This window comes from Bradyrhizobium sp. SZCCHNS2022 (genome assembly GCF_032377575.1).
In the GTDB taxonomy this organism is placed as follows: domain Bacteria; phylum Pseudomonadota; class Alphaproteobacteria; order Rhizobiales; family Xanthobacteraceae; genus Bradyrhizobium; species Bradyrhizobium aeschynomenes.
The window spans coordinates 1,942,331-1,954,714 of the sequence record NZ_JAUHHZ010000001.1 but is presented as its reverse complement, the minus strand read 5'-3'; the positions used below and the strand labels follow the sequence as shown (position 1 = coordinate 1,954,714).

Sequence of the window (12,384 nt, the reverse complement as noted above, 5' to 3'; positions counted from 1 at the left end):
CTGAGTTTCCTGGATGTCCCAACAAGGCCCGCTTCTCATCGTCTCCTCGTCCACGCGGCCTTCGCTGAGTGCGGCTCTCGCGGTGGCGCAAATTCTCCCCTCGGTCGAGACGAGCTGGGCTGATGCGATCAGCACGATGGCCAAGGTTCAGCCGGCGGCGGTCGTTGCCGTCGTCGAGGACGCTGATGCCAACGAGGTTGCGGCGCTCTCGCGTCACGTCGGTGCGCGAAAACCCTATGTGCCGCTGATCGCAATCACGCCCGGTGGTACGGCCCTTCCCGACCACGCCATTCCCTTGCATGGCAGCGACAATCACGAGCGGCTGCTGGCGCGGCTGCGCGCAGCGTTGCGCGTCCGCACGCTGCACGCCATGGTGTTGCGCCGTCTCGACGAGAAGAGGGCACCCGACGCGACGCTGCCGGACACCGATCCGCTCGATGATGCGACCGTGCTGCTGCTCGGCCGCGGCACCTCTCTGCCCGGCCTCTCGGTCGCGCTCGGCGAGCGCATGGCGGTGGTCGGCGCGCTCAGCATCGAAGCCGCAGCGAAGCATCTATCGAACCGCGACATCGACGGCATCGTGCTGGGCGAGGGTTTTTCGCCGCGCGTGGTCGATGCGTTCCTCGCGGTGCTTGCCGAGGACACCCGCTTCCGCAACCTTGCCGTCGTCGTCACCGCCAACCAGCCGGCCCCGCTCCAGGAGCTCGCCAATCTCGAGATCATCGCCGGCGCTCCCGCCCACATCGCGGCCCACGCGCTGCCTTTGATCCGCCAGCACGCCTTCGAGACCCGGCTCAACCGCACGCTGCGCGCGATCGAAGCCGGCGGCATGCTCGATCCGCAGACCGGCCTGCTCACCCGCAATGCCTTCGCGCGCGACTTTGCCACGGCCGTCAGCCAAACCCAGAGGAGCGGCGGCAGCCTGGCCGTCGCCCGCTTCGCCTTCGATCCGGTGAATCCGCGCGCGCAATATGACGGCGCCCGCATCATCAGCCGCCTGATGCGGCGGATGGATTTCGGCACCCATGAGGACAACGGCTCCGTCGTCGTCGTGTTTGCCGAGACGGATCTGCGTTCCGCCCACGCGATCGCCCGCCGCCTCTCCAGCGTGATGCGCCACACCTCCCACGGCAAGCGCGATACGCGAAGCGAGCCGTCGGTCACCGTCGCCGCATTGCAGCCCAATGACACGGCGCGCACGCTGCTGGCCCGCGTCTATGGCGAGGCGCAGCGCGCGGCGTCGTGAGGCGGGGCAGCCGCTGGGTGAATTCCCGGCGGCGATCTCGCGTTAGCCCGAGTCAAGCAGACGGCTTTCCAGCGCCAGCACGTATTTCTCCTGATATGCGACGGCAGAGGCCTGGGTTCCTGTCGCGTTTCGCCGACCCGGTCCGACAAAGCCGTTTCTGCAGGCCTCGCGCCAAGCTTCAAACTCGCGGCGCTTGCCAGCTGCAGCCAGGATTGCTGCGACAACGATCTCCCTCATTTCAAGCCGGGATTTTGCCATGGGCTCCGTTGCCGCCCGGCTGAATATGTCGACGTCGCAGTATGGCTGAAAGTCCGGCAAGACCTTTTGCAGCAGGGTATCGACGACGTCTACGAGATGACGACGGATGGCGTCAGCCTCCGGAGGAAAAAAATATACATGATTGGATTTGTGATCATTTACGACCCGTAGCACAGCGATCGGATACAGCTGGGTTCGCGCCTTGCGGATCTCGGGCACGTCGGGACCATCATAGGGCGACGGCGGCCGGAGGTCGCGAAGCATCTCCTCAGGCTTCGGCCAGCGAAACCACGTCGTCCACGTCACGAGCAGCGCGCCGCGTTTTTGGATGTGAAAGCCGAACTCCGCCTCTAGCCTGATCTCGGGGCCACGGCAAAGTTCGATGATGAGGCGGCGTGTCCTTCTGCCTTCCACGACGGTCCCTCTCACCGCGAGGCCCTGCTGTTCGACCGTGCTCACAAGGAACGCCATGAGTTCTTTGACGAGAGACAGCATTTCATCGCTCAAGCTGTGCAGGGATTACCCAGGTTCACGATAGACAAGCTTGATCCGAATTGTCGAGCCGTTGTGCTGCGTAGGGCGGGCAAAGGCGCATGCAAGGTCTTGCCGCATGCGAGCCATCAGATGGCGCCGTGCCCGCCATCTGACGGCACGACGCGACGCGCGACGGTGGGCACGCTGCCGCCTGACGGCTGCCGCTTTGCCCCCCGTACCGCAGCTCATTGATGGCTGCGCCCGCAATGACGTTGTTTGAATTGATCACGGTCTCAGCCAACCGCGTACATCTTGAGATCGCGCATTCGCCCCACTCGTCTGCTGAAATCCGCCAATCGCTCAGGGCATCTGACGAGGCGGAGCAGGCATCATGCACAACCGGCAATCCCGCGACGAGACCGATTGGGTCAGCGTCGTTGCAATCGTCTCGGTGTTTCTCATCGCGAGCTTCGCGCTACATGTCGGCTGGCAACTTCGATGATGCTCACCCGGCGGCGCCTCATGCCGCCTTCTTCTTCTCCGCGAGCTCAGCCAGCTCCTTGAGGATATCCGTGGTCCCCGCCAGCCGCTCCTCCGGCGTCTCCCACACCTGCAGGAACACCACCTTCATGTCGGGCCGCACCTTGGCGGCCTGGCCGTGACGCTTGATGAAGGCCACCAGGCGTTCGGGATAAGCAAAACTGTTGTCGCGGAAGGCGATCACGGCGCCCTTCGGGCCGGCGTCGACCTTCTCGACATTGGCGCGGCGGCAGTAGTTCTTGATCGCGGCGACCTTGAACAGATAGCGGGTCTCGTCCGGCAGCTTGCCGAAGCGGTCGCGCAGTTCGGCGGCGAAATTCTCGATCTCCTCGTCGGTCTCGAGATCGGCGAGCCTACGGTACAGCGACAGCCGCACCGAGAGATCGGAGACGTAGTCCTCGGGAATCAGCACGGGCATGCCGATGGTGATCTGCGGCGACCAGCGGTCGACGGTCGGCTCGGTGATCCCCGCCTTGAGGTTCTCGATCGCCTCCTCCAGCATCGATTGATAGAGCTCGAAACCGACCTCCTTGATGTGGCCGGACTGCTCGTCGCCGAGCAGATTGCCGGCGCCGCGGATGTCGAGGTCGTGGCTGGCGAGCTGGAAGCCGGCGCCGAGCGTCTCCAGCGACTGCAGCACGCCGAGCCGCTTCTCGGCCTGCGCGCTGATCTTGTGCGTCGACGGCAAGGTGAACAGCGCGTAGGCGCGCAGCTTGGAGCGGCCGACGCGGCCGCGCAGCTGATAGAGCTGGGCCAAGCCGAACATGTCGGCGCGGTGCACGATCAGCGTGTTGGCGCGCGGGATGTCGAGACCGGATTCGACGATGGTGGTCGACAAGAGAATGTCGAACTTGCCGTCGTAGAACGCCGAGATGATGTCCTCGATCACGGTCGGCGCCATCTGGCCGTGGGCGACCGCGACCTTCATCTCCGGCACGGTCTTGTCGAGAAACTCCTTGACCTCGGCGAGATCGTCGATCCGCGGCACGACGTAGAAGGCCTGACCGCCGCGATAGCGCTCGCGCAGCAGTGCCTCGCGGATCATCACGGGATCATGCGGCGCGACGAAGGTGCGCACGGCGAGACGATCGACCGGCGGCGAGGCGATGATCGACAGCTCGCGCACGCCGGTCAAAGCAAGTTGTAGCGTGCGCGGGATCGGCGTCGCCGACAGCGTCAGCACGTGCACTTCGGCGCGCAGCTGCTTCAGCCGCTCCTTGTGGCTGACGCCGAAGTGCTGCTCCTCGTCGACGATGACGAGGCCGAGGTCGCGGAACTTGATCGACTTGCCGAGCAGCGCATGGGTGCCGACGACGATGTCGACCGAACCGTCGGTGAGCCCCTTCTTGACCTGGTTGAGCTCCTTGGTGCTGACCAGTCGCGAGGCCTGCGCGACGTTGACCGGAAAGCCCTTGAAGCGCTCGGTGAAAGTTTTGGCGTGCTGCCTCGCGAGCAGCGTGGTCGGCACGACGACTGCGACCTGCTTGCCGTCGAGCGCGACCGCGAACGCCGCGCGCAGCGCCACCTCGGTCTTGCCGAAGCCGACATCGCCGCAGACGAGGCGATCCATCGGGCGGCCCGCTTCGAGATCGGCGAGCGTCGCCTGGATCGCGGCGAGCTGATCCTCGGTCTCGTCATAGGGGAAGCGCGCGCAGAACTCGTCGTACAGGCCGGCCTGCACCGGCAGCTTCGGCGCCTCATGCAACATGCGCTCGGCGGCGATCTTGATCAGCTCGCCGGCCATCTCGCGGATGCGGTTCTTCAGCTTGGCCTTGCGGGTCTGCCAGCCCGAGCCGCCGAGCTTGTCGAGTTCGACGCTGGTCTGGTCGGAGCCGTAGCGCGACAACAGCTCGATATTCTCGACCGGCAGATACAGCTTGGTCTCGCCGGCATAGCGCAATTCGAGACAGTCATGCGGCGCGCCGGCGACCTCCAGCGTCTGCAGGCCCACGAAACGGCCGATGCCGTGATCGACGTGGACGACGATGTCGCCGATCGCGAGGCTCGTCACCTCCGAGATGAAATTGTCGAGCTTGCGGCTCGCTCGGCGCGGCCGCACCAGGCGGTCGCCGAGAATGTCCTGCTCGGAGATGACGGCGATCTGGTCGGTCTCGAAGCCGGATTCCAGCCCGAGCAGCGCAAGCATGGTCTCGTTGCGCGGCGTCGCCTGCACGACGCGCCAGGTGTTGACGCTGGTGACGTGGATCAGCTTGTGATCCTTCAACATCGAGGCCATACGGTCGCGCGAGCCTTCGCTCCACAGCGCGATCACCACCTTCTTGCGCACCGACTGCAGCGCCTGCACATGTGCGACCACGGCCTCGAACACGTTGACCGCGGCGTCGTTGCGCTCGGGCGCGAAGTTGCGGCCGGCCCGCGCGCCGATGTCGACGACTCCTGTGCCTTCGGGCACAGCGAACGGCGTCACCCGCGCCAGTGGCACGGCGGCGAGCTTCTCAGCCCACTCCGTCGACGTCAGATAGAGACGGTCGACCGTCAGCGGCTTGTAGATCGCGCCGCCGCCGGGATGCTCCATCGCCTCGCGGCGCGCGTCGTAATAGTCGATGATCTGCTTGAAGCGCTCGCGCGCGGCGTCCTCGCCCTGCGGCTCGATCACGATGGGCGTGTTCGGCAGATAGTCGAACAATGTCTCCATCTTGTCGTGGAACAGCGGCAGCCAGTGCTCCATGCCCGGATAGCGGCGGCCTTCGCTCACGGCTTCATACAGCGCATCGTCGCGCTCCGGCGCGCCGAACTCGGCGACATAGCCCATGCGGAAGCGGCGGATGGTGTCGGTGATCAGCTGGAATTCCGAGACCGGCACGAGATCGAGCGAACGCATGTCGAGCAGCGTGCGTTGCGTCTCGGCGTCGAAGGTGCGGATCGATTCCAGGCTGTCGCCGAAATAGTCGAACCGGACGGGCTGATCGAGCCCGGCGGGAAACAGATCGAGGATGCCGCCGCGCACGGCATATTCGCCGCTCTCGCGCACGGTGGAGGCCCGGACATAGCCATTGTGCTCCAGCCACGCGACGACGGAATCCATCGGCACGACATGGCCCGGCGCGACTGACAGCGCCTGCCCCGCCATGGTGTCACGCGACGGCACGCGCTGAACGATGGCATTGACCGTGGTCAGCACGATCAGCGGCTTGTCGCTGCCGGCGAGGCGCGACAGCCGGGCGAGCGTGGTCACCCGCTGGGCCAGGATGCCGCCATGCGGCGAGACGCGGTCATAGGGCTGGCAGTCCCAGGCCGGGAACTGCATCACCGGCAGGTCCGGCGCGAAGAAGTCGAGCGCCCGCGCCAGCTGCTGCATCCGGTTGCCGTCGCGGCAGACCACGGCCAGGCTGACCGCCGGCGGTTTCGGCCGGGCGGCGATCGCGCGCGCCAGATCGGAGACGACGAGGCCCTCGGCGCCCTCGGCGACATTGGCAAGCGTGAGCGCGCGCCCCGGCGCGAGGTGCTCGGCAGGCGACTTGACCGGGCTTTTCATCAGTCGGCGTCCACCGCGCGAAATGCCTTGATGCGTTCGAACAGCGCCGGGGTCTGCTCCGGCGGCAGCGGCCGGGCGCCGGTGATCGCGGCGTAGAAATCCGGATCGGAGACTTCAAGAAGCTGTTCGAGCTCGGCCAGCTCGCTCTCGCTGAGCGTGCCGATCTCGGCGTCCGCAAAGCGCCCGAGGATGAGATCCATCTCACGGGTGCCGCGATGCCAGCAACGGAACAAGAGCCGCTTGCGGCGGTCGTCGAGGCCTTGGCTTGATCGGGTGGTCCCTGTCATCGCGGTATCCCTGCAGTACAACGCCGAAAGCCCGGACTGTGCCGGGCGCGGCTCGATATAGCGGTGCGCGGGGCTTATGTCAGCCCTCCCCGCCGCAGAACCGGCATGCCGCTTTTGCCGGAAACCGGCGAAAAAAGAGGTGGATGTCTCGGCATTCACGGCTATTCCGACCGTCAAACGGCTTTAAGTGTTCGGTCCATGCGCCCTAGCGTCCTCAATCCCCTGTTCGCGCCGGTCACCACCCTGTCGGGAGTCGGGCCGAAGCAGGACAAGCTGCTGCGCTATCTGCTCAGCTGCAGCGAGACGCCGCGCGTCGTCGACCTCTTGCTGCACCTGCCTGCCAGCGTCATCGACCGCCGCAACCGGCCGAAGGTGCGCGACGCCGAGGTCGGCACCGTGGTGACGCTGGAGGTGACGGTCGACCGCCATCGGCCGTCGCGCAACGCCCGCGCGCCCTATCTGGTCTATGCCAGCGACGAGACCGGCGACGTCGTGCTGACCTTCTTCCGGCCCAAGGGCGACTACATCGAGAAGATGCTGCCGGTCGGCGCCAAGCGCTACGTCTCCGGCACGGTGCAGATGTATGACGGCATTCCGCAGATCGTGCATCCCGACCGCATCCTCGATGAAGCGGGGTTTGCCAAGCTGTCAGGGATCGACCCGGTCTATCCGCTGACCGAAGGCCTCGCCCTGGGCTCCCTGCGGCGCGCCATCGCATTGGCGCTGACGAAGCTGCCCGATTTGCCGGAATGGATCAGCCCCGAGGTGCTCCGGCGCTGCGGCTTCCCGTCGCTGAAGGACGCGCTGCATCGGGTGCACGTGCCGCAGGAGCTGACGGACATCCTGCCTGAAAATCCGTTCTGGTCGCGCCTCGCCTTCGACGAGCTGCTCGCCGGCCAATTGGCGCTGGCGCTGGTGCGGGCGCAATTGCGCCGCCCCGCGGGCAACCGCCATGCCGGCGACGGCCACCTGCGCCGCAGGATCATCGACGCCCTGCCCTATGCGTTGACGAACTCGCAAGGCCTGGCGATGGACGCCATTGCGGCCGATCTCGAAAAGCCGGTGCGCATGCTCAGGCTGCTGCAGGGCGACGTCGGCTCCGGCAAGACGGTGGTGGCGCTGCTCGCGGCGGCCGCCGTGGCCGAAGCCGGCAAGCAGGCGGCGCTGATGGCGCCGACCGAGATTTTGGCGCGCCAGCATGCCAAGACCATCACGCCGCTGGCCGAGCGCGCCGGCATGACGATCGCCATTCTCACGGGGCGCGAGAAGGGCAAGGAACGCCGCGACATTCTCGCCCGGCTCGAAGCCGGCGAGATCGACCTGCTGATCGGCACCCACGCGCTGATCCAGGACGACGTCGTCTTCAAGTCGCTGGCGCTCGCCATCGTCGACGAGCAGCACCGCTTCGGCGTGCGCGAACGGCTGGCGCTGACGTCGAAAGGCGAGGCCGTCGACGTGCTGGTGCTGTCGGCAACGCCGATCCCGCGGACGCTGGTGCTGACCTATTTCGGCGACATGGACATTTCCGAGCTGCGCGAGAAGCCCGCCGGCCGCCAGCCGATCGACACCCGCGCCGTCGCCGATGTCAGGCTCGGCGAGGTCATTGACGCCGTCGGCCGCGCGCTCGACGCCGGCAAGCTGGTGTACTGGATCTGCCCGCTGGTCGAGGAATCCGAGGCCGAGGGCATCGATCATCTCACCAACGCGACGGATCGCTTCGAGAGCCTGCGCGAGCGCTTCGGCGACAAGGTCGGCCTCGTCCACGGCAAGATGAAGGGCAGCGAGAAGGACGACGTCATGGGCCGCTTCGCGGCCCATGAGCTGCGGCTGCTCGTGGCCACGACGGTCGTCGAGGTCGGCGTCGACGTACCCGCGGCGAGCATCATGGTGATCGAGAACGCCGAGCGCTTCGGCCTCGCCCAGCTGCACCAGCTGCGCGGCCGCATCGGCCGCGGCGCGGAGGCCTCGACCTGCATCCTGCTCTATCACGAGCCGCTGGGGCCGATGTCGAAGGCGCGGCTCGCCGTCATCCGCGAGACCACCGACGGCTTCCGCATCGCCGAGGAGGACCTCAAGCTGCGCGGCGAAGGCGACGTGCTCGGCATCCGCCAGAGCGGCCTGCCCGGCTATCGCATCGCCCGCCCCGAGGTGCACGCGCAGCTGATCACCCAGGCGCGCGACGAAGCGCTGCGGATACTCAAGGAAGACCCGAAGCTGAAGGGCCCGCGCAGCGAGGCATTGCGCTGTTTGCTGTACCTCTACGAACGCGACGAGGCGATCCCGCTGCTGACGGCGGGGTGATTGGCCGAAGGTGCCTCAACGAACTCCGCTGTCGTCCCGGCCTCCGAGCCGGGACCCATACCCCCAGGCAGCAGTTTGAGGCAGGCGGGCCATTGGCTTTTTCGCGCCTCGCAGCCGCCGCGGAGTATGGGTCCCGGGTCAGCGCCGCGACGCGCTTTGCGCATCGCAGCTTGCCCGGGACGACGAGCTGAGATGAAGGCTCACTTCGCCTTGCAGCTCTCGGCAAACGCCACCAATTGCGCCGCGTCGGCCCCCTCGCCCTGCACGTCCGCCGCGATGTGCTCGAACAGCCGTGCGAAACCTTCGTAGATCTGCGCCGCCGGATGATCCTCGCCCAGGAAGCCCGCGATCTCGCGCATTTCGGCGACCCAGCGATAGGCTTTCGGCAGCATGTCCGGCAGCGCGTTGGCGAGCCGGGCCTGGACGTGGGGCAGGCTCAGCGCGAGCTCGTCGCGCAATGCGTCGGCGGCGCCGGCACGCGTTGCGGCCAGCACCATCGCGGCACCGAGCCCGGTCAGGCCCTTGTTGATGCCGGCATAGGACATCTTCAGCGCCGAAGCGGCGCCGATCGGACCGTCGATCACACGCACATCGAGCCCGAGCTCACCCAGCACGGCGATGTCGGCGGCCGCCTCACCGCTGACATAGAACGCCGGGCCCTTCGTGCCGGGCTTCGGCGGCAGGCCGATGATGGCCGCGTCGACCAGGCGCGCGCCCGACGACAGCACGACATCCTGGATTCGCCTGACGGTCTCGACGTTGACGGCATTGCAGTCGACGACGACGGGCTTCTTGGCATTGCGGTTGATGGCCGTCGCAAGCTGCTCGGCCAGCGCCACGGCTTCGCCCGGCGGCACGATCGACAGGATGATGTCGGCATTGACGATCTCGCTATCGTTCGCGGCGCTCATGCCGGAGGCGGCCGCCCTCGCCTGCGTCGCGCGACTGCGCCCTTCGAGCGAGGTCAACACCTTGCAGCCGTGCTCCACCAGGCGGGCGGCGATGGCGCTGCCCATGGCGCCCGGTGCGATGACGGCAATGCTGGGGGGCATGATGGCGGTCTCCGAGTCGATCGATGCGCATCGAAGAATATCCGCAGCCCATGACGGAACTGAAGGCCCGAAAACGAAGGGCAGCCCTTCCGGGCTGCCCTCGCCTTGGCCGCAACGTCAGCGCCGCCCCCCTCAGAGCCCCCAAAGAACGCTGGCCGCCGTGGCTGACCTTCAGAACGAGATCTTCAAGCCTCCGCTGCCGTAGAAATCGTCGCCGCCGGTGCGTCCGATGGTGCGCGAGACGTTCGCGGTCAGCGCCACGTTGCTCCAGAACGGCGCCACCACGCCCGCGCTCACCCGGCCATAGACGTTGTGCGAGGTGCCGTTCGGGACCGTCCAGTTGTTGACGATCAGGGGCGCCGAGGTCGCGCTGTACTGGATCAGGCGACCATTGCCGACGATGTCGTCATCGAGCGTCAGGTTGAGATAGGGATGGATGGTGGCACCGTGCACCTGGAACGGGGTGCGCAGCTGCACGCCGACGCTGCCGATGAGGGTCTCGGCGGTCTGCGAGCCCACCGTGAGCGTCAGTGCGGGATCTCCTGCCTCGGTGAAGCCGTCGACGCGGGCGCGGGCATAGGTCAGCCCGCCGATCGGTCCCATTTTCGCAGAGCCGGCATCGAACAGATAGCCGATCTTGCCCGCCGCGACGAAGGTCGTGCCGCCGGGATTGGAGGTGATGGTATCGACCACGCCCGGCCGGGTGTTGCGATAGTCCTGGTGGCCGATGGTGGCGAGACCTTCGGCAAACAGGCTGCGGCTGGCCCAGGCGCCATAGAGGCCGAACTGATAGGAATTGGCATCCGTCGTGCCGGTGTTGTTGAACAGCCGCGCCCGCGGATTGGAATAGTCGAACGCGGTGCCGATCATGGCGTTCGCCGACAGCCGATACTCGACGCCGATGGTGCCGCCGATGCTGTCGAGATTGAAGCCGTTCGAGGCGACGTTGCCCTGGCGGTCGCTGAGACTGCCATTGCCCTGCATGTAGAACGACCACGGGCTGACCGGCGCGAGCGGCGGCGCCTTGACGTGAGCCGGCCGGCCCAATGCGGCATAGGAGTTCATCGCCGACGACGCGAAGCCCGCCGTCTCGCGGAACATGTCGAGCTTGCCGAACAGAGTCGAGGCGAAGCCCATCGCCGAGATCGACGCCACCTCGCCCTGCGGCGCGAAGGTCAGCGGTGCGTTGAGGCGGTTGACGATGTACTGGCCGAGCACCTCGAAACCATGCGAGGTCAGATGCACGCCGTCGACATAGAACAGATACTGGTTCTGCAGCGCCGGATTGCCGATGCAGGCCACCGGACAAGCGCCGACATTGCTGAAGCCGTAGCGCTGCGGATTGGCCTGGATCAGCGTGCCGACCAGTCCGGTATCGACATATTCGACACGCACGCCGGAGCGCGCCACCGCCGCAAGCGACGATTGCATCAGGCCGTTATAGGTCGTGCTGTAGGCCTTGCCGGCCGGCGCATTGGCGTTGCCGACGGCCTCCGGCAAGGTGCTGACGTCGCCGACCGTGAACACGATGGTGCGCGCGCCGTCTCCGACCAGAGCATTGATTCCGGTCATGGCCTGCTGCGCCGTGACCGCTGCTGCAGCCGGCGCACCGGCGAGCGATCCGCCCGCGCGGTAGTAGGCGCGCGCGTCGTTGCCGCCGATCGAAATCTCGACCAGATCGGTCGACGAGATCTTGCCGGAGAATCCGGTCAGTCCGCTCCACTCCTGGAAGAAGCCGGGAATGCCGGGCGCGACCACGTTGGTGTTGCCGGCCATGGCGCCGCCGATGGCATAGTTGAGCTGGGGGATGCCGAGCAGCGCCGAGGTCGTGTCGACGAAATTGGTGCCGCCGCTGAAGCGCCCGGTCGGATAGAGCGGCAGCTTGCCCGCCCCGCCGGTGAAGGTCCAGAGATTGCCCGTGTCGGCGTAGCTGTCGCCAAAGGCCTGGATTCGCGTGTAGGCTGTCTGGGCCGATGCGGCCCCCGAGAGCTGCAACCACGCTCCCGACAGTGCAACGACGCACCACAACGACGTCCGACTTGCAGGCTTCATTACGCGCCTCCCCAACGCCACATCTTTGTTTGCCGGATGTTTCCATGGCGACGGATTGCAACACCACCGCCTGTCGGTTGTAGCGGCGAGGTCAACGGGGCCTGTGCCTTTCGCGCATCATCATGCAGCGCAAGGCGCCGTCATGCGGACGTCTGCGCGCCTGGCGCACGAGACGGCGTTGAACATGGTGACGAAGACTGCTGACAGGATCTGGCAGGAGGCTGGGCTAATGCCTTCGCGCAGGCGCCGCTGCCGGCGCCGCATGGAGAATGCCAATGCCCGCCGACTTCAGCTTCCTGCTCCTCTATGTCGACGCCCCCGCGACGAGCGCGGCCTTCTACGCCGACCTGCTCGGCCTGCCCGTCATCGAGCAATCGCCGACCTTCGCGATGCTGCCGCTGCGCGAGGGCGTGATGCTCGGCTTGTGGTCGCGGCACACGGTGGAGCCGGCCGCCACCGGCGCGGCCGGATTCAGCGAGGTCGCGTTCACGGTCGCCGATTCCGGCGAGGTCGAGCGCCTTCACGATGATTGGGCGGCACGCGGCCTGACCATCATCCAGGCGCCGACGCGGATGGATTTCGGCACCACCTTCGTCGCGCTCGATCCGGATGGGCATCGGCTGCGCGTATTCGTTCCGCAGGATGCGGGCTAGCGGGCCCTGGGCTCGACTTCCATCG

The 12,384-nt window shown here is 66.7% G+C and carries 8 protein-coding genes; 3 read left to right on the top strand and 5 right to left on the bottom strand.

The features are described 5' to 3' along the window. Positions 1–13 precede the first annotated feature (13 nt). Complete coding sequence (locus QXZ94_RS08675) at positions 14–1,246, top strand: GGDEF domain-containing protein (RefSeq protein ID WP_315720063.1); 1,233 nt, start codon at positions 14–16, stop codon at positions 1,244–1,246. Positions 1,247–1,288: 42 nt separating this feature from the next. On the opposite strand, the gene QXZ94_RS08670 is transcribed toward QXZ94_RS08675, so the two are convergent. The 3 genes from QXZ94_RS08670 to QXZ94_RS08660 all read right to left on the bottom strand — a co-directional run bounded on the left by QXZ94_RS08670 (position 1,289) and on the right by QXZ94_RS08660 (position 6,301). Beyond that, positions 1,289–1,999 carry a hypothetical protein gene (locus QXZ94_RS08670; RefSeq protein ID WP_315720062.1) on the bottom strand — a complete coding sequence of 237 codons (711 nt, stop codon included), beginning with the start codon at positions 1,997–1,999 and terminating at the stop codon, positions 1,289–1,291. Between the two features lie 499 nt (positions 2,000–2,498). After that, entirely contained in the window at positions 2,499–6,014 is a 3,516-nt protein-coding gene (gene mfd, locus QXZ94_RS08665; protein WP_315720061.1) for a transcription-repair coupling factor, read from the bottom strand. Beyond that, positions 6,014–6,301: a succinate dehydrogenase assembly factor 2 gene (locus QXZ94_RS08660; RefSeq protein WP_315726155.1), complete on the bottom strand. Its 288-nt coding sequence runs from the start codon at positions 6,299–6,301 to the stop codon at positions 6,014–6,016. The genes mfd and QXZ94_RS08660 overlap by 1 nt, the downstream gene beginning before the upstream one ends. 198 nt (positions 6,302–6,499) lie before the next feature. Here QXZ94_RS08660 and recG point away from each other — a divergent pair, with 198 nt between their 5' ends. Beyond that, positions 6,500–8,602, top strand: coding sequence for an ATP-dependent DNA helicase RecG (gene recG / locus QXZ94_RS08655; protein ID WP_315720060.1), 2,103 nt, complete (start codon positions 6,500–6,502; stop codon positions 8,600–8,602). A gap of 200 nt (positions 8,603–8,802) precedes the next feature. Here recG and QXZ94_RS08650 read toward each other — a convergent pair whose 3' ends face one another. Both QXZ94_RS08650 and QXZ94_RS08645 read right to left on the bottom strand, forming a co-directional pair. Then, positions 8,803–9,654, bottom strand: a complete 852-nt coding sequence (locus tag QXZ94_RS08650) for an NAD(P)-dependent oxidoreductase (RefSeq protein WP_315720059.1) — start codon at positions 9,652–9,654, stop codon at positions 8,803–8,805. Between the two features lie 171 nt (positions 9,655–9,825). Next, complete coding sequence (locus QXZ94_RS08645; RefSeq protein WP_315720058.1) at positions 9,826–11,706, bottom strand: autotransporter domain-containing protein; 1,881 nt, start codon at positions 11,704–11,706, stop codon at positions 9,826–9,828. A gap of 275 nt (positions 11,707–11,981) precedes the next feature. On the opposite strand from QXZ94_RS08645, the gene QXZ94_RS08640 reads away from it, so the two are divergent. Further along, the gene (locus QXZ94_RS08640) at positions 11,982–12,359 is read left to right on the top strand and encodes a VOC family protein (RefSeq protein WP_315720057.1); all 378 of its coding nucleotides are present in this window, start codon (positions 11,982–11,984) and stop codon (positions 12,357–12,359) included. Positions 12,360–12,384 lie beyond the last annotated feature (25 nt).